Annotated in this window: 13 protein-coding genes; 5 read left to right on the top strand and 8 right to left on the bottom strand. The window is 41.2% G+C overall.

The window, feature by feature from the left end:
- Positions 1–61: 61 nt before the first annotated feature.
- Positions 62–1,726 (bottom strand): AMP-binding protein, encoded by a 1,665-nt coding sequence (locus JMW94_RS10115; RefSeq protein ID WP_201604318.1) that lies wholly within the window; start codon positions 1,724–1,726, stop codon positions 62–64.
- Positions 1,727–2,159: 433 nt separating this feature from the next.
- Here JMW94_RS10115 and JMW94_RS10110 point away from each other — a divergent pair, with 433 nt between their 5' ends.
- Positions 2,160–4,295, top strand: coding sequence for an NADPH-dependent 2,4-dienoyl-CoA reductase (locus JMW94_RS10110; RefSeq protein ID WP_201604317.1), 2,136 nt, complete (start codon positions 2,160–2,162; stop codon positions 4,293–4,295).
- Positions 4,296–4,432: 137 nt separating this feature from the next.
- Here JMW94_RS10110 and JMW94_RS10105 read toward each other — a convergent pair whose 3' ends face one another.
- Complete coding sequence (locus JMW94_RS10105; protein ID WP_201539503.1) at positions 4,433–5,188, bottom strand: lysozyme inhibitor LprI family protein; 756 nt, start codon at positions 5,186–5,188, stop codon at positions 4,433–4,435.
- Between the two features lie 149 nt (positions 5,189–5,337).
- Here JMW94_RS10105 and JMW94_RS10100 point away from each other — a divergent pair, with 149 nt between their 5' ends.
- On the top strand, positions 5,338–6,540 hold the full coding sequence (locus JMW94_RS10100; RefSeq protein WP_201604316.1) for a serine hydrolase domain-containing protein: 1,203 nt from the start codon (positions 5,338–5,340) through the stop codon (positions 6,538–6,540).
- A gap of 73 nt (positions 6,541–6,613) precedes the next feature.
- Here the strand turns inward: JMW94_RS10100 and JMW94_RS10095 are convergent, their stop codons facing one another.
- The 6 genes from JMW94_RS10095 to JMW94_RS10070 form a co-directional block, all read right to left on the bottom strand.
- A complete protein-coding gene (locus tag JMW94_RS10095; protein WP_201604315.1) occupies positions 6,614–7,516 on the bottom strand; it encodes a tetratricopeptide repeat protein in 903 nt (300 codons plus the stop codon).
- Between the two features lie 50 nt (positions 7,517–7,566).
- Positions 7,567–8,136, bottom strand: a complete 570-nt coding sequence (locus tag JMW94_RS10090; RefSeq protein ID WP_201604314.1) for a hypothetical protein — start codon at positions 8,134–8,136, stop codon at positions 7,567–7,569.
- A 3-nt stretch (positions 8,137–8,139) separates the two neighbouring features.
- Positions 8,140–9,396: a PAAR domain-containing protein gene (locus JMW94_RS10085; RefSeq protein ID WP_201604313.1), complete on the bottom strand. Its 1,257-nt coding sequence runs from the start codon at positions 9,394–9,396 to the stop codon at positions 8,140–8,142.
- Positions 9,397–9,616: 220 nt separating this feature from the next.
- Entirely contained in the window at positions 9,617–10,621 is a 1,005-nt protein-coding gene (locus JMW94_RS10080) for a lipoate--protein ligase (RefSeq protein ID WP_201604312.1), read from the bottom strand.
- 507 nt (positions 10,622–11,128) lie between these two features.
- Complete coding sequence (locus JMW94_RS10075) at positions 11,129–12,826, bottom strand: RelA/SpoT domain-containing protein (protein WP_201604311.1); 1,698 nt, start codon at positions 12,824–12,826, stop codon at positions 11,129–11,131.
- Positions 12,827–13,010: 184 nt separating this feature from the next.
- Complete coding sequence (locus JMW94_RS10070) at positions 13,011–14,609, bottom strand: GMC oxidoreductase (protein WP_201604310.1); 1,599 nt, start codon at positions 14,607–14,609, stop codon at positions 13,011–13,013.
- 391 nt (positions 14,610–15,000) lie between these two features.
- On the opposite strand from JMW94_RS10070, the gene trpB reads away from it, so the two are divergent.
- The 3 genes from trpB to JMW94_RS10055 all read left to right on the top strand — a co-directional run bounded on the left by trpB (position 15,001) and on the right by JMW94_RS10055 (position 18,793).
- Positions 15,001–16,227 (top strand): tryptophan synthase subunit beta, encoded by a 1,227-nt coding sequence (trpB, locus tag JMW94_RS10065; protein WP_201604309.1) that lies wholly within the window; start codon positions 15,001–15,003, stop codon positions 16,225–16,227.
- Between the two features lie 218 nt (positions 16,228–16,445).
- A complete protein-coding gene (locus JMW94_RS10060; protein ID WP_201604308.1) occupies positions 16,446–17,348 on the top strand; it encodes a DMT family transporter in 903 nt (300 codons plus the stop codon).
- Positions 17,349–17,689: 341 nt separating this feature from the next.
- Complete coding sequence (locus JMW94_RS10055; RefSeq protein WP_201604307.1) at positions 17,690–18,793, top strand: alkene reductase; 1,104 nt, start codon at positions 17,690–17,692, stop codon at positions 18,791–18,793.
- Positions 18,794–18,889: the final 96 nt, after the last annotated feature.

Below are 18,889 nucleotides of genomic sequence, written 5' to 3'. Positions count from 1 at the left end.
TCAATGATGCTTCATTAATATTAACGATACTTCCGTATTATTAAGGCTTAATGATAAAGTCTTACTTAGCGCTAGCCGTTACTTTTGGCGTCTCATGTGCCAATGATTTAGCCGCTTGACGCAGCTCAAATTTCTGCACTTTACCGGTGCTGGTTTTTGGAATTTCAGCAAAGACAATATATTTGGGCACTTTAAAACCCGCCAAATGCTGCTTGCAATGTTCCATCACATGGTCGCGCTGCAAGGTGCTGCCTTCATGAATCTCGATAAAGGCGACGGGCACTTCGCCCCATTTATCATGCGGCGCAGCAACGACGGCACAGCTTTGGATTTCTGGCATTTTATATAAGACGTTTTCGACTTCGATACTAGAGATATTTTCGCCACCTGAAATGATGATGTCTTTGAGCCTGTCCATGATTTTTATATAACCATCAGGATATTTAATGCCCAAATCACCAGTACGGAACCAACCATCAGCAAAGGCTTCTTCGGTGGCTTTACGGCTTTTTAGATAACCTTTCATCACCATGTTACCGCGTAGTGCCAGCTCGCCCATTTCTTCGCCATCCGCGGCAACTGGCTCAGTGGTGCCTTGTTTAAATAGCTCAAAGCCATTCATTAAATGTGACGTTACGCCCTGACGTGATTTCTTTTGTGCACGAGTAGCGACATCCAGTTCATCCCATTCTGCTTGTTCCGCGCAGACGGTGACTGGACCATAGACTTCGGTGAGACCGTAAACGTGCGAGATATGAAAGCCCATGGCTTCCATGGCGGCGAGCATGGTTTCAGACGGCGGCGCACCAGCGACCCAGCCTTTGACTTCATGATTAATCGCTTTTTTATATTCAGGTTTGCCGCTAGCAATCATATTGTGCACCACGGGCGCTGAGCAATAATGACTGACTTTATATTTGGCAATCAGCTGCAAAATCAAATCAGCGTCAATCTTGCGCAAGCAGACATTGACGCCCGCACGTTCGGCAATCGTCCAGGGAAAGCACCAACCATTACAGTGAAATAATGGCAGCGTCCATAGATACATCGGGTGCTTGGGCATATCCCAATCTAAAATATTGGAGACGGCATTGAGCGTCGCACCGCGATGATGATAGACCACGCCTTTTGGCTTACCCGTCGTGCCAGAGGTATAATTGAGGGCGATAGCATCCCATTCATCGAGTGGCTTTTCCCAATTATCCAAATTGTCTGAGCTGGCGATTAATGCTTCGTAGCTCATTTTTCCAAAGCGCTCGATATCAAGCGCTTTATCTGTCGCATGAATCACGATGAGATTAGGAAATGCTTCGTCGATAATTTCAGCATGTTCAGCAAACTCGCTGTCTAGAATCAACACTTTGGCTTCTGAGTGTTGCAGACAAAAGGTCAGGGCATTGATATCGAGACGGGTGTTCAGTGTACAAAGCACACCGCCTGACATGGGCACCCCAAAAGCGCACTCGATCATCGCTGGGGTGTTTGGCATCATGACGGCGACAGTGTCATTTTTATCGATGCCTAATTTACGTAGCCCATCCGCCAATTGACGACAACGATCATAAGTCTGTTGCCACGTTTGCGTCAGATTATTATGTGTTAAATCGTCATAGATAATGGCAGTTTTATCGGGATAGACCTGTGCGCTACGGATAATAAAGTCGATAGGGGTAAGCGGTTGATGATTGGCAGCATTTCTGCCAAGACCTGTGTGGAAGTCTGTCATGGGGATAGTCCTTTATCTTGCTGTTATAATTCGGTGAATACGCTACAAACCTGCTATAAAGTCGGCTTCGTTATTTATCACTGCTTGCTAAGCTATTAATATTTTTGCTGACCTTACTTGTAGCAACTTGTCGATAGATGACTCACGGTAAATATTTGTTTGTTCATTATAGACAATGCTCTGTGAAAAGCGAGTATGTTTTTAGCGCTTTCTTATATTGAATCACATGATCAATTAGCCTAATGCACATAGTGTTCACTCATCAGTCGCTTGTCTGCATAGCTGATGATAATGGCGGTGTGTTACGATACCAGTGATGTTAAATCCTATCGCTTAACTATTTCTAAAAGCCTCATTTTTAAAAATCTTAACTTTTAAAAAGCCCAGCCAGCTTTAACAAGCATTTCCACAAACCATTCATAAGGAAAATGATATGTCCGCCAGCCGCACTGCCAATACGATTGAGACTGCTAGCACCAATGAACACTATCCGCATTTATTTGAGCCGCTAGATTTAGGCTTTACCACGCTTAAAAACCGCATGGTGATGGGCTCAATGCATACTGGGCTTGAAGACCGTTTTTATAACTACGGTAAACTGGCGGCGTATTTTGCAGAACGTGCCAAAGGTGGCGTAGCGATGATGATTACCGGCGGTATCTCGCCCAATCGTGAAGGTTGGTTGCTGCCTGCTGGCGGTACCATGAATACGCGTGCTGACGTCATTAACCATCAGCGTGTGACCCGTGCGGCGCATAAATATGACAGCAAAATCATCATGCAAATTTTGCACAGCGGTCGTTACGGCTATCATCCGTTTGTCGTCTCCTCTAGTCCAATAAAATCACCAATTTCACCCTTTAAGCCGCGTAAGATGAGCATTAAAAACATCGAACAAACGGTAAAGGATTATGCCCGTTCGGCTAAACTTGCCAAGCAAGCGGGTTATGACGGTGTGGAAATCATGGGCTCAGAAGGTTATTTGCTCAATCAGTTTTTATCGCGTCATGTGAATCAACGTACCGATGAATATGGCGGTGATATTCAAGGTCGTATGAAGCTGGCGGTCGATGTCGTCAAAGCCGTTCGTGAAGCAACGGGTGAAGATTTTATTATCTTGTTCCGCTTATCAGTGATTGATTTGGTCAAAGACGGTAACGTGATGGATGAAGTTATCACCGTCGCCAAAGCATTAGAAGAAGCGGGCGTAACCATTATGAATACGGGTATCGGCTGGCATGAAGCGCGTGTACCGACGATTGTCACCAGCGTACCGCGTGCAGCGTTTGTTGATTTTACCGCTGAAATTAAAAAGCATATCAGCATCCCCATGATGGCGGCTAACCGTATCAATATGCCAGACACCGCTGAGGAAATCGTGGCTAGTGGTCAGGCCGATATGATTCAAATGGCGCGTCCGTTCTTAGCCGATGCGCATTGGGTCAATAAAGCCAAAGATGGTCAAGCCGATCGTATTAATACCTGTATCGCCTGTAACCAAGCTTGTCTCGATCATACCTTTGAAAATAAACGCTCGACTTGTCTGGTTAATCCACAAGCGTGTTATGAGACAGAATTAGTTTATAAGAAAACCAAAAAACCTAAAAAAGTCGCCGTCATCGGTGGCGGTGTCGCTGGTATGTCAGCGGCTCACGTTGCTGCCTTGCGTGGTCATGAGGTCACGTTATTTGAGGCAAAAGATATCTTAGGTGGACAGTTTAACTACGCCAAAGTTATCCCTGGTAAAGAAGAATTCTTTGAAACCATTCGCTATTATATTAATGAGCTTGAGCATTTAGGTGTTGAGATTAAACTTAATACCAAAGTCGATAAAGCCATGCTTGAGAAAGCCAAATTCCACCATGTCATCGTCGCAACTGGTGTTGTTCCTAGAAGCCTTGCTGGCAAACTGGAAGGCGCGGATTTGCCACAAGTGATGAGCTATGCGGAATTACTCTCTGGTGAAAAATCAGTTGGTGATACGGTTGCCGTCATCGGTGCTGGCGGTATCGGTTTTGACGTTAGTGAATATCTGACCGCCAAGCATGGTCAGCCGCTTGATGAGCTGGGCCCTGAGCTGCTAAAAGACCCAAGCTATCGTCCAAAAGCGCAGTCTATCGAAGAGTGGCGTGAAGAGTGGGGCGTGACTAATGATACTAACTATCAAACTGAGGGTGGACTGATTAAGCCTGAAGCTATCAAACCTATCCGCCAAGTGTACTTGATGCAGCGTACCAAAGGTCGCTTGGGTAGTGGTCTGAATAAAACCTCGGGCTGGGTACATCGTGCCCATGTCAAATCACACGGCGTCATCCAAGTATCAGGTGCTCAGTACGATAAGATCACCAATGAAGGCATTTGGATCACTAATAACCAAGGTCAAAGCCAGTTGCTACGTGTCGATAGCGTCGTGGTCTGTGCTGGTCAAGAATCAGTGGTTGAGCTGATGCCAAACGTCGGTGATGCACCAGACGCGCAATATCATCTAATCGGTGGTGCAAAACTTGCTGCTGAGTTGGATGCTAAGCGTGCCATAAGAGATGGTGCTGAGGTTGCGGCAGCGATTTAAGGTTTAGTTCAGAAGTAATTAGAGCGGCAAGATGGATTATCTTGCCGCTTTTTTTGGTTTGGTAGATTTAGTTTCTTGTAATAGATCTTCAGTTCAGCATAATATTGCTTCAGGCAATATTAAGACACTCGGCTCACTTACTGATGTTCTAATATAATACTGTCAAAATAGCCGCGCACTCCACAACGCCCTGAGCTAAATTGATAATCAACGTCTCTTAATAGTAACTGATTCTTACCTTTATAAGGTGCAGGATATAACCTTAGCCTAACTTCTTTATCTTGGCTATTATCATAAATCACCCAGTGATTTTGTGACCATGTTGCAATGCTTCCTTCAATCTCACAGGTGTGTAAATTATTAAAAATCAGGATGCTTTCAATTACAGAGATATGAGGTTTATTATCAACCTTATTAATCGATAAAGTATTCGTTGCATCTTGAAAAGTATTGTTGCGTTTGCCGTCTACGTTATATACTGAAATCTGGAAGTTTTTAGAGAATTCTCCAAACGCATTTTTATCAGGTAAATCAGAAGAATCTAAATCATCGTTCCAGTCAGAACCTGTCTTTTCTCCGATATGTTCTTCATACTCACGTATAAGGCATTTGGTATCTTTACAAGTATTCCGTTGAAAATTTAACCATAATTTCTGATCTATAATTGCATTATTTTTATATACTTCGCTGTCTTCGTCATTAGCTGCGTTATTGAGATCTTTTATATATTTTTTTGCCATCGCTTCATCAAGCTTGGATAGCTCAGGACTTTTACAAATAGTTTTTTCTACCCAAGTAGAAGCTTTATTACAATCAAAACTGGCTGAGTTTGCATAAGTGGATAAGAGGTAAATGCCTAAAGTACTGATTGTAGTTAAGGTTAATTTTTTCATATTATTCTCCATAAGCTTGAATATAGCAGTTACTTTATAATAAACATAAGTTTATTTTAACTTTCAGTAATTCATATCTATGCTACGCTAAACCTATCAGCGATACTCAATCGTACGCACCAATCACGCCATAAAAAAAGGATTTTATAATGGTAGTGTTAAAAACCCTGTTTAAATGGATATTTTTACCTATTTTAGCGTTATTAATTCTTATTAGTTTAGGTTTAGTGGTGACGGGCAATGCTTATATCTTTCGCGGTCTGCAACTCACTTATCTTAAAGGTGAAAATACCGCTAATATCGATGATTATATCGATTTTGATAATCGGACTATTGCTGCCAAAGACCCTATCGCTTGGGAAGAAGATGCCAACTTTGAGCACGTTAGTCTGACGCCTACCTTACAAAATGCCTTAGATACCGATGAGACTGTCGCCTTTGCTATTATCAAGGACGGCAAGCTGGTGTACGAAAACTACTGGCAAGGCTATGGTAGCGACTCGCACACCAATAGCTTTTCGATGGCAAAAACCATCACAACTATGTTATATCTAAAAGCGGTAGAAGACGGTTATATCGGTAGTATCGATGAGCCGATTAGCAACTGGCTACCAGAATACGCTGAAAACAAGTATGCGCAAAACTGCACTCTCGCAGATTTATCAGCGATGACCTCGGGTTATGATTGGACCGAGGACTATTATTTTCCGATCAATCCGACTGCTGAATCCTATTATGGTCATGACTTGGTCAAGCAAATGGTCAATCGAGATTTTGTGCAAGAATGCGGCGGTCGGTTTGAATACTCCTCAGGCGATACGCAAATGCTTGGCATTGCATTATCACGGGCGCTCGCAGAGCATGGCTATACTATCTCTAGCTATTTAGAAGAGAAGTTTTGGCAACCACTTGGAATGCAAGGTGACGGCTATTGGTCACTTGATGGTTCAAAAAATATTGAGAAGGTTTATTGCTGTTTAAATGCCAGTGCATTGGACTTTGCAAAATTTGGGCAATTGCTATTGAATGGTGGCGAATGGCAAGGTGAGCAACTGCTTAGCAAAGCGCACGTTGATTTTATGATTACGCCCAATGCCGCAGCATTTGCAGAAGGGCAAGCGCAAGTTTACGGACATTCGGTGTGGACGGATATGGACAGTCCGATTCCATTTTACGCCATGCTTGGTCACTTAGGTCAGCGGGTATTGGTGCTGCCAGAAGAGAACGCGATTATCGTTAGGCTAGGTAAACAAAAAGGCTTACCCACTCCAGTAGAAGGTTTTCATTTAGAGCCAGATTTGGGTCAGTATGTGACTGAAGTGAAGACGATGTTCGATAGTTTGGCGGAGTGATGGAACTGTTAAACATTTCATAAATTAGTGGCTGTATGAGCTAAAAAAATACTGGCTCATACAGCCATCATTATCATTGGCTCATATCTTCAATATCACCTAATGTGAGACCAGTTTCTTGGGTGCTATAAATAACGATACCTGTATCATCGATTTTACCATTCATGACTAATCTACCGATTCGATTACTGGCTTCTTGATTGCCTTGGTCAGCGGCCTTTTTGTACCACTCAAAAGCTTTGTCATAATCTTGCGGCACGCCATAGCCGTTTTCGTAGAGACCACCGATATTAAGTTGTGCCACATCTAACCCTTGGTCAGCCGCTTTGGTATACCACTCAAAAGCTTTGTCATAGTCTTGCGTCACACCATAACCGTATTCGTAAAAATTACCAATATTATTTTGAGCATCAAAAGATCCATTGTCAGCAGCTAATACATACCACTCCATTGCTTTTTGGTAATTTTGCTCAACACCACTACCTTCATAATACATGATGCCTATACGATATTGAGCATCAGAATCTCCTTGGTTAGCAGATTTTTGAAACCATTCAAATTTTTTGAAATCATCTTGCTTAACAGCAATACCTTCGTGGTACATAACACCTAAATCAAATTGAGCATCAGAATCTCCTTGGTTAGCAGCTTGCTTAACCCATTCAAATGCTTTTTGATAATTTTGATCTACGCCTAAACCTTCATAATACATAATACCTAGATAATGTTTAGCAGGGGCATAGCCTTGATTGGCAGCTTTTTCAAATAGTTCAAAAGCTTTGTTATCATCTTCAGGGACTGAGTCACCTTCATAGTAGGCTAGCCCGAGTTTATATATTTCAGTAGGGGTGCTTTGATTAGATAATATAGGTGTGTTTGAATACTCCGCTGAACAAGCAGAAGTTATTAAGCTACTGGATAGCACTGTCGCTAGGAATATAGACTGGGTTAAAGGGATAACTCTTCTTTGATACATCAAAATTCCTTTTGTTAGTTGTTCTAGCTATTAATTTTTAGGGAATAGTATTAATTATTCAATTCTATAGTGCTAGGATTGTTATATTGTTTTTCATTCAAGTCATAACAAGGCAAACTATAGTCATATAATAGTTCTACTAAAGTTCTAACTTTAGTAGAACTATATTCGATATCTTTTTGCATATCGGTCATATATAGAAGAATAGTTGCTTTGTTATTACATAAGATGTGGATATTTTTAGCTGTCTCATTAGATTTTCCTACAGTCAAAGCTGTATAGTTATTTTTATCAACACTATCCGTTACATCTATCCAACCTCTTTTGAGAAGATTATGTTTTAATCTCAATAGTCTATCTTCATTAAAGTCGTAGCCATAATACCAAGAATAAAACCAAACTTCGCGGTTGGTATAGTCATAATCACTTTCATTAAAATTTAAAAAATCTGCAATATTATTCAGTTCAGAAAGTAACCAACTTTCCTTTCCAGTCAATTCTTGTTGGTATATTTCAAGCTTCTTATCTGGTTCTAAGTCTATAGTCCATATAAATAAAATAACAACAAATGCAATAAGTGAAATATCAGACAGATTATATTTTTTACCTCTTATTTTCACTGATTATTTTCCTACATACTTAATTATATTTCTTGCAGAATCATATTTCATATCTCCTGCTTTCTCCATATTTGTAGAACCTTTACTAGTGCCAATAGAAGAGCTATTTTTATTACCTTTAAAAGAGATTTCTTTACCTGCACCGATAACCCCTGCAGTTGTTTTGCCATCGTCGGTAGTTTCAATGGCAGCAGTTGCTGGACCAACTTCGATGGAATATGAATGTCCTTGACCTGATAATATAGCATCAGTAGCGCTAGCATCACCTTTAATATTACTACTTATGATACGTCCAACTCCTACCTGAACACTAATAGATGGCGCTTTATTAGTATTAACATTGGCATTTGCGGTTACGGGCTCATATACTTTCCCGTTATGAGCATTTACAGACATTCCCATATCAATACCAAAATGTTTAACACCCGCACCACCTGATATATACACAAAATCTACGTTTGATCTTTGGCCGAATCGCAGCATAGCAGTTGCTGCTGATGCCTTAGTTCTCTCGGGGAAATCCTTAAATCCAGCTTCTATAACGCCAAGGTTTATAATCATGGCATTTTTAGTATGCTTGGCAACATTGACCGTGTTTTCACCAAACTCTTTCCCTTTCTTTTTAGTGCCACCCCAATATGAAGTTACAGTATCAACAGCTGCTTGATACGAATCTGACGCAAGAGCAGAGAGCTGATTTCCAATACCTTTTTCTTTATACCAAGTTGAATCAGAAACCAATAGATCACTAGGATTATCTGCTAGATTATAGCTACCTAAATAATCTCCATCATCATTGTATTCATCGACTGCAATATTGCTAGAGTTACCTTCTGAACCATAATTACTTATTGAATCTTCTTTATGGTTGAACTCAATTACTTCAATAGCAAAGTGAATTTCTTCAAGTTCTTCCTCATTATCATCTACAAACGAATTACTCATATCCGACTTCGCAAACTGCAAAGGCGCTGCCTGCGCAATACTGCCGACATCAAAACCTGACTCCGCAAATGACTGCTGACTAGCAATCAGTTTCGCACCGCAGCTGGTGACATCACCGCCACGTGCAATGGGTGCGCCATCGACAATAAAGGAGGCATCACCACTAAGAATAGTGGTGACCTTTTTACACTTTTTACAGATGACTTTATCGCCTTTACGCGCGACAGGGATACCGTTATGAGTGGTGTGCGGTGAGCCGGAGATGACCGTCCCACCGTGAGAGGTCTTTGCGCCGACGGTGATATAGGCTGCCATAGTGCTACCTTGCTTAAACGTTTAAAGTTTGGAATTTTATAGCGGATCTATTATTTGCATCACATTATAGATGGCTAAAGCGTAAAATATCAAACTTAAGTTTGTTTAAGGCTGTGTTTTATATAGCAAGCTTGGTCGGCGCAAAGTATAAGAGCTTTTGAAATATTGATAGCAGTAAGGAAGTGAGAGTCTTTACTCAATGTTAATAACAAGCAAAAATCTAACCTTCCATCTCACTAATCAACCACACAGACACGTCATCAATCTGTGCTGCCAACTCAGGATGCTCCTTACCAAATTCATCAAGCTTGGTTTTAAGCTCATGCTTATCGTATTTAATGTCCGTCAGTGTGTCCTTTAATAGCTCAATCAATTCCACGTTTAGTGCGTCAGAGAAGATGACGACCTCGCGTATCACTGCTTGCTTCACATCAAGGTGCAAATCAATAATACCCCAATCAAAGCGCGTCTCGATGTGATGAGTGAATTCAGGAGTTTTGCCAAAGCGCCAATCCCAATCCGCCATTTTCTGATAGTATTTGTTTAGGTTAGGCTGCTTGGCAAGACTGGCTTCATCCAACTCTTCTACAGGTGCAGTATCTCCATAATACTCACGAAACGCCTCAATAATTGCCTCGGATAAAGTCTCGTGATTGATGTCTTCATTAAACTCAACCAAATTGGCGACGCGAGCGCGGACAGATTTAATGCCTTTTGCTTTCAGCTTAAGGGGATGCGGATTAAGATAATCGCCTAGCTTTTGCATGTTGGCATTTACGAGTAATGTCCCGTGATGAAAGCTACGATCAGCGGCATGTTTAAAGGCGCTGCCTGATATCTTCTTATCGCCGACTTGCATATCGTTACGACCAGATAAATCCGCGTCTATGCCTAACTTTTTTAGTGCATTAATGATGATGGTGAAGTTTGCCTCTTGGTCGTAGTCGGCTTTGGGCGACAAAAAGGTAAAGTTGGTATTGCCCAAATCATGAAACACTGCGCCACCGCCACTCTGACGCCGCGCCAAAAACACATTGTCGGCTTCCATCTTATCGATTTTGCATTCAACCCATGGGTTTTGCGAGCGCCCAATGACCACGGTCTCGCTATTGCGCCATAAGAACAGGGTGTGCGAATCTGGGTCTAGCGCTTGGAATATCCAATCTTCGGTCGCGAGGTTAAACCAAGGGTTGGTCACGGCAGATTTTAAGATGCGCAGTTTCATTATTTATCCTTTTTCTCGAATAATTATTCTAGATTGAGTGTTATCAATAAATACTGTTATTGTTGCCGATGCGTGGTTGGAATTCAATGGGTGTGTGGTAGGGAGGAGGGTTTTAGGAATTCAAATATTGTGATGTAGCGGGAGTTTTGGTTAGATTTTGAGAATACGATTTATAGGTTTTTGAGGAATAATTAGTTGTGGGAGCCAATCCTGCTATCCGTTTGTATCTAACTTGTCGATGGCGATGCGGACTATGGCTACTATCAGAGCTAAAACACTCCTCAAGTTGACTATCGATAATTAAAATTCAGGTATAAAAAAAGGCTACTATTTTCAATAGGAGCCTTTTCTGATATAAAATGGATTCTGTAGCAATGACTTTCTAAGCATCACCCTTTGGTAACATAGTCATAGTAATTCTCCGTAGTAGTGGTTTTAGCCTCCACGCTTATAATTTGTTTAGATGAAGACTAGGTTATAGTTTAGACTAATTTACATCCCTGTCAACTACTCCTTAGTCACTAAATCGTTTACTTTATCGACCAGCTCCAACATGTCTAGAGCTTCACTATCATCAAAATCGTAGCTCTTTTTAAAAATTTTAGTTTTAAGTAACTGAGAATATATTCTACATTTATCAATGTCTTCAAGCATATAATATGAGCTAAGAAGAGTATCTAAAATTGTAGCATCTATGTCCTCTGGACTTTTGTAACCATCTTCGATTGCAATTAATTTCTCTCTAATTAATTCACGATTCTCTTCTGTATCTTGAATCTTGTTAATCTCTGTAAGATAGAAAACTAAATTATTTTGATAGTCAATATACTCTTCAGCATGATTATCTTCATTTAAAGCCTTAAAGCCTTCAAGTGTAAATTCGTAAGCTTCTTGATACAAATTTTTAATATACTCATTTTCCAATGATTTGTCTGAATTATATATTTTTAACCAGATATAGTAGCCAACTGTTTTTGGAACTTTAGACAAAATGTATTTAATATCTGTCTCTTTGACTTTAAATTTTGATTTTCGATTAATTGCTTTAGTATAAGACTCTTTGATTAAAGATATAGAGTCGTCAAACTCTCCTATTCTACCCATAGTCTGACCGAGTCTCATCAATATTAAACTATTGTCTGGATCTACTTCTTTTAAAGTTAAGTACATATCTTTAGCGTTTTTCACACCCTTCTCAGTGTTATTAACAAGATTACAGAAGGCATAATTGAGACTACAATAGAATGAAAAAGTATCGTTTTCTAAGTCAGCTTTCTGCTTTAAATAATCATTTTTAATACTCAGAAAGTGATCTGCACATCTTATAAGTTCTTTACCATTACTTTCTTTTATCGCTTTATTTTTTGCTTGTATGGCATCGCTATATTCGTACAGGTATTTTTCTTCAATATTTAAGTCACTAAATAATTCAGATAAACTTTCGGAGCCTTCGGGTATATTCAGAACTTTAGAAAAATCAGTCGGATTTAATTCAATTTCAGATTCTTCAACTATCAAATCTGCATAGTCAACACAAGCATCTACAAACTGTTTTAAGGTTTGTAGATGCTTGTCTAGTGTTGGATGGAATGAGTTACTATCTCTCCTAGCTTGATAGCCATATTTGTGATCAATTTCGCCCCAAGCATCTTCAAAAATTGTTCTAACCTGAATCTCCACTGGGATTTTATAGTTTTCAGGTAATACGTCACTATATTCAGTACTAAGGTCGCAAACTATATGGATACTAGAATAGCCTTCTCGAGAGTTTCTCTCTTTGATATCCATTCCTATTGAGGAGAAACTATCGCGCACCTTATGAGAAATATTAGAAAGTGAAACATTACCTTTGTAATATATTAGCTCTTCAATACTGCAATTATGGAAAGGATTCTTACTATCATTATCTTTAGTTAAAAGACTTATTATTGAATTTATAACAGGAATAACGTCCTGTTTGAATAGTACAATGAATCTCAAACCTATTACATCTGAAATATCTTCTATTTTATAACCTTTCTTATCAGGATCAGTTTTTTTCCTATTGTACTTACCAAGAATATCCTTCTTACTTTTTACTCTAGATTTCCTCGCATAACATAAATTCTGAAGCTCATGATCGTTTAAGTAGCTAACAATATTATGATGATAGGATGTTGCCTTATAGCTAATAGACTCAGCTGTGCCTCTGTCAATCTTTTCCATGAATTTAATACCAAAATTTAAATTACTTAAAGAGTAACTGAAGAATACAAACTTTAAAAGATTTGATTTAACTAAAGTTCAGTGGATAACTAAGATAGGAGCAAAAAACAGGAGTAGCTCCCGCAAACCCAAGCCCAAAAAAATACCCATCTAGAGCGTTCTCATTTAACCAACTTCCAACTCCCTACCCAAAATCTTCCTTCAAAATAGCCGCCATATTACGCTCAGCAAGTCCTGTGATAAATACATATGGATTGACGCCAGCGCTGCCGGGGATTAACGCGCCATCTTGCACGTAGATATTTTTATGCCCTTTGACGCGACCGAACTCATCAGTCGCTTTGCCTAATACGCAGCCACCTAGTGGGTGATAGCAGAAGTCGTCACCAAAGCCTTTGGTAAATAGCAAGCTCGAAGTCGAGCCACCATTTACTTTGGCGAGTTTTTCGATCAGCTCTTTGGCAGCGTTTACCGAGTACTCGTTTTGCTTACGTTTCCAATTGAGCTTGACGGTTTTGGTGGCTTTATCATAGTAATAATTGCCGCGTTCTGGATTGTCGGTGATGGCGAGATATAGTGTCGTCCAAGTTTCAAGCCCTAGTGGCAATGGTGCGAGCTCAGCAAAAATTTTGTATTTTGAGTCGCCTCTATCGCCGTCCCACATATTAATGGCTTTGACCGGAATGGTAGATTGGATGGTGCCAGCAGCATGGACGAAATTGCGTCCAGTCATAATGTTGCCGTTGGGTCCCCAGTGCTGTCCAATATGTTCGTTTAGATGATTAAGCATACCTTCTGCTTGGCTCTTTAATAGTAACTCTGAGGTGCCCGTACTGCCTGCATTAAGGAACAGCTTATCGCAAGTGTAATGCTCAACTTTATCCACGCCGCCAGTTTTATTGATAACGTGTACTTCTAAACGCAGTTGGTCATTATCGAGCGCTTGGATAGTATTAACTTTTCGTAAGGTTTTCACCGTCACATTGCCAGTAGCTTCAGCGTCTTTCAAATAGGTTAAATCCAGTGAGAACTTGCCAGCGTTATTGCCATAGATGACTTCGCCGCCAAGGCCAGATTTATAGACTTCGCCCTTCGCTTCTTTTTGCATATAGTCAAAATCGTAGCTATTACCGAAAAACTCTGTTTTGAGTCCCGCCTTTTCTGCTTGACGTTCAGCAGAGCGGGTGAATTCGTAATGCTCGGACTCATTAAAAAATGACTCAGGAATTTGGCTGACTTTCAGGTTTTTCATCGCGCGGGGAAAGTAAGTATCGTACATCTCATCAGAGTTAATCCACGGAAACACTGCTTCAAAGTGCGAGCGTCTTGGCTGAATGGCAATCGCGCCATTGACGATAGAGCCGCCGCCATAAGCACGCCCAGCGAAGACTTTCATATCCTCATATTCGATTAAGTCTAAAACCCCAGGATATTTTTTAATCGGGATTGGAATGGGAATAGGAGCGTTTGGCATATTGCTAAACCAGCTTGAGCGTTTATCAGCGTTAATCATTTTGCAAAAGGTATCATGCTTGGGGCTTCTATCCCAGCGCATCCCCATCTCAAGGATTAAAATCTTGTGACCTTTTTCGCTCAATCGCAGCGCCGCTACCGCACCGCCATAGCCACTACCGACGATGATATTAGGAAAATGCCCAGCTTGAGTAATTTTGCTTGGTAGCTTTGGCTGCTTGGCAAGCGTTTGACAGCCGCTCACCGCAGCGGAGGTGCTGATAGCGCCTAAGCTTAAACCCATGGCTTTAATCAGTTGGCGTCGTTGCATGGTGTATCCTAATTTGATATTTAAGCTAAAAAGCCCGTATGAAATAATATTAGCTTTAGACTGCAAAGGTGCGCTAAGCCAAGCGAGCATCATATTAGCAAACATAGGTTGCGTTATTATTTCAGTCACACGATTGCTGTAATACTTATAGGCAAATCGGGCTTTCATTCAACGATTATTCTTGTCAGCTTTTAGTCACTAACTCAGCCAGTTAGTTAGACAATTATTTTTAGAGTGACGTGTAAACTTGACCGAATAGAGAATTTCGCTTATCATCTTGTTTCAATGTACTAGAACACAAATACATTCAATTATTCTTATCTTTAAAAAGCTAAATAATTCGGCAAAAATGCCAATACTAATACTCCATTTAAAATAACAAGGCTTAACTATGACAACGCAAAATACAACTAATGGCTACGGTTTACATCAATCAATTTTGCCCAATGACGATGGTTTATACGGAGAGTTTGGTGGCAAAATTGGTCATCCTGAGCTTGCCAAAGCCATGGCAGAAATCGAAGTAGGTTTTCGTGAAATCATTAAAAATGACGATTTTATCGCTGAGATGAAGCGCTTGCGTGAGACCTATGTTGGTCGTCCAAGTCCTATTTATCATGCGCAGCGTTTGACGGAGCATTGCGGCGGCGCGCAGATTTATTTTAAGCGTGAAGATTTAAATCATACGGGCGCGCATAAGATTAATCACTGTTTGGGTGAAGTGTTATTAGCCAAGAAATTAGGCAAAAAAAAGGTAATTGCCGAGACGGGTGCGGGGCAACATGGCGTAGCGTTGGCAACGGCAGCGGCCTTGATGGGTATGGAGTGTGAGATTCATATGGGTGTGGTCGATATTAAAAAGGAGCATCCAAACGTCAGTCGTATGAAGATTTTGGGTGCCAATATCGTACCAGTCTCGCGTGGCGCGGGTACGCTAAAAGAAGCAGTCGATAGCGCCTTTGAAACCTATCTTAATGAGCTCGATACCAGTATGTTTGCGATTGGCTCGGCATTGGGACCTGCGCCCTATCCTGAAATGGTCAGCTACTTTCAGTCAGTGGTCGGACATGAAGCACGGTCGCAGTTTTTAACGACGACGGGTAAGCTACCTAATAAAGTGGTCGCTTGTATTGGCGGCGGCTCTAATGCTATCGGTATGTTTAGCGGCTTTTTTGATGATAAAGATGTAGAAAAAATAGGCGTGGAACCAGCAGGCGAAGGTCTGGATACTCCTAATCATGCGGCGACAATGTCGCTCGGCGTGAAAGGTGAGATTCATGGTTTTAAATGTTACGTGCTGCTCGATGAAAAAGGCGAGCCAGCTCCCGTACATTCGATTGCCTCCGGTCTTGATTATCCAGGGGTTGGACCACAGCACTCGCATCTGCGAGATTTAAAACTGGCCACTTATGAGTCGGCGACTGATGCTGAATGTCTAGAAGCGTTTATGGCATTGTCGCGCCTTGAGGGTATTATTCCTGCCTTAGAGTCGGCACATGCCATCGCTTATGCGATGAAAATTGCCAAAGATATGTCAGCGGATGAGACGATTTTAGTCAATTTGTCAGGGCGCGGCGATAAGGATATTGATTTTATTTTGGATAAAGTGAATTTGTAGAAGAAATCAGTGATAAATACAGAAAATACAACATCAATCGAGCAATTAAAAAGTTATCATCGAGGTTTTTTTATCACACGATACTTTTTACGACTGAGCCTTTTATAACTGCGTTTTTATGATGAATTTATTGATAATAATCATTTCATAATGAGAAGTTCATAAATAGCCATTTTATAAGTAAGGAGCAATCGTCTAACGCTTGATAGGATCACCCCATGTCTAACCGCGACCTCATTATTTTTATCACCTTATCTTTTATGTGGTCGCTGTCTTTTATTTTTTATCGTATCGGCGTGCCTGAATTTGGCTCGTTAGCTTTTGCGAGCCTTCGTGTGGTCTTGGCTGGGCTGACCATGCTGGTTTTTGTTTTAATCAGCCCAAAAAATAGAGCAGGTATCCGTGATAACTGGAAAGTGCTGACCCTAGTCGGACTGTTTTCTGCCGCTATCCCTTTTATCCTGTTTGCCTTTTCAGCGCGCTCGGTCAATGCTGGAGTATTGGCGGTGCTTAATGCGTCCGTACCGATGATGAGCGGTTTTATCGCCAGCACCTTTTTTAAAGACAGATTGTCAAAAAAACAAATTGTCGGCTTAATCATTGGCGTGATCGGCGTGATTATTTTGATGAGTGAAAACTTATTTGGCGGTAGCGGGCAGGGCGCTGAGTCAAGTTCAGGGTTGCTACCAATGGGCTATGCGTTATTGGCCTGTGTCGGTTATGCCGTCGGCGCCAATATCACCAGAAACTACTTATACAATGTCTCGCCAGTCGCTATTACCGCAGGTTCGCTCATCATTGCCAGTATTATCATGCTGCCGATAGCAGTCTATGAATTCCCGTATGGTAAAAGCATTAGCCTTACTGCTTGGGTTTCTGTCATTTGTATAGGCGTATTTTCAACCGCCATTGCCTTGATTTTTATGAATCAATTGATAAAAAGTATTGGTCCTATGCGCGCAACCAGTATTACCTTAGTGATTCCGATTTTTGCGATTATATTGGGTTACTTATTGCTTGGTGAAGCATTGGACACACCTGCGATCATTGGCTCGATGGTGATATTGTTTGGTACTTACTTGTCTTTAGAGTTGTCCATTAAAAAGATTCTCAAGTTGTAAAAATCTTGATTGGGTCATCGTTCAACACGCTCCAAGTAGACTTTTGACTGAGAGGTTATGAGTACACGTTATTGATAAATAATATTATTTTGCCATTTATGTTTTTAAATGATTAAAGCCATTCGCTTAATAGGCTAATAAGAGGCGTTGAATAATGAGTATTATCAATACCGATATCATGCCATATTGATATTTTTATTGGTCATTTTTCCTTGGAATTATCACGTTTGCCCCCTATAAAGACTACGGATTATAAATAGCGTATTGAAAAACGAGCGCGCTATTTATTCATTAATAACAAACCAATCATTATGGTTTTATAACAACAAATAAGGCTTTTTATGGCACACGATAATTTATTTGAACATGTAAAAATGGGTACGCAAACCCTAAAAAACCGCATCATCATGGCACCGTTGACACGTCTGCGTTCGATCGAACCTGGTGATGTACCGACGGCACTTGCTGGAGAGTATTATTCACAGCGTGCGAGTGCTGGGCTTGTTATTACTGAAGCGACGCAGGTATCTTTTCAGGCAAAAGGCTATGCTGGCGCGCCGGGTATCCATACCCAAGATCAAATCACTGCGTGGAAAACCATCGTTGATAATGTCCATGCCAAAGGTGGCAAAATTGTCGTACAGCTATGGCACACAGGATTGGTTGCGCATGAAAGCGTGCAGCCTGATGGCAAAGCACCGATCTCAGCGTCTGATGTGCATGTCGGTGTGCGTACGTCATTGCGTGATAGCAATAACCACGCCATTCGCGTTGAAGCGACTACGCCACGTCCAGCGACACTTGATGAGATTAAGCAAGTCATCGCTGATTTTGCCCAAGCGACCAAAAATGCTGAAGAAGCAGGCTTTGATGGGGTAGAGATTCATGGTGCGCATGGTTATCTATTGCATCAGTTTTGGGTTGAGCAAACCAATCAGCGTGATGATGAGTATGGCGGTAGCCGTGAGAATCGTGCGCGTCTGACCCTTGATGTTATCGATGCTTGTGTTGATGCGTGGGATGCTGATCATGTGGGTATTCGTATCTCGCCACTTGGCACGTTTAACAATGTAGAAGCAGGCTACAACGAAGACGAAAACATTTGGCTAGTTGAACAGATCAACAAGCGTGGTCTGATGTATTTGCATATCTCTGAGCCTGATTGGGCAGGTGGCACGCCTTATAGTGATGCATTCCGTCAGCGTGTCCGTGATGCTTTTGATAATATGATCATCGCTGCTGGTGGCTATACTGCTGAAAAAGCGGAGAAAAATATCAAGGAAGGCTATATCGATGCGGTTGCTTTTGGCCGTGATTATATCGCCAATCCTGATTTGGTTGAGCGTATCCGGGAAGGGGCGGCGCTCAATGAGCAGCACCCAGAGAGTTTTTATGGTGGCGGCAATGAAGGCTATACCGATTATCCATTCCTTAACCAAGCATAATCGATAATCAGCTGCCTTTATGATTAGCTAACCTTAAGGTGTGTTAAAAATACCCTCACCGTTAGCCGATACATAAGCACATAATAAAAAGCCACC

Origin of the sequence: Psychrobacter immobilis (assembly GCF_904846185.1) — a bacterium.
Classification (GTDB): domain Bacteria; phylum Pseudomonadota; class Gammaproteobacteria; order Pseudomonadales; family Moraxellaceae; genus Psychrobacter; species Psychrobacter immobilis_B.
The sequence above is the reverse complement of the archived record's forward strand: the minus strand, read 5'-3'. Positions and strand labels throughout refer to the sequence as shown.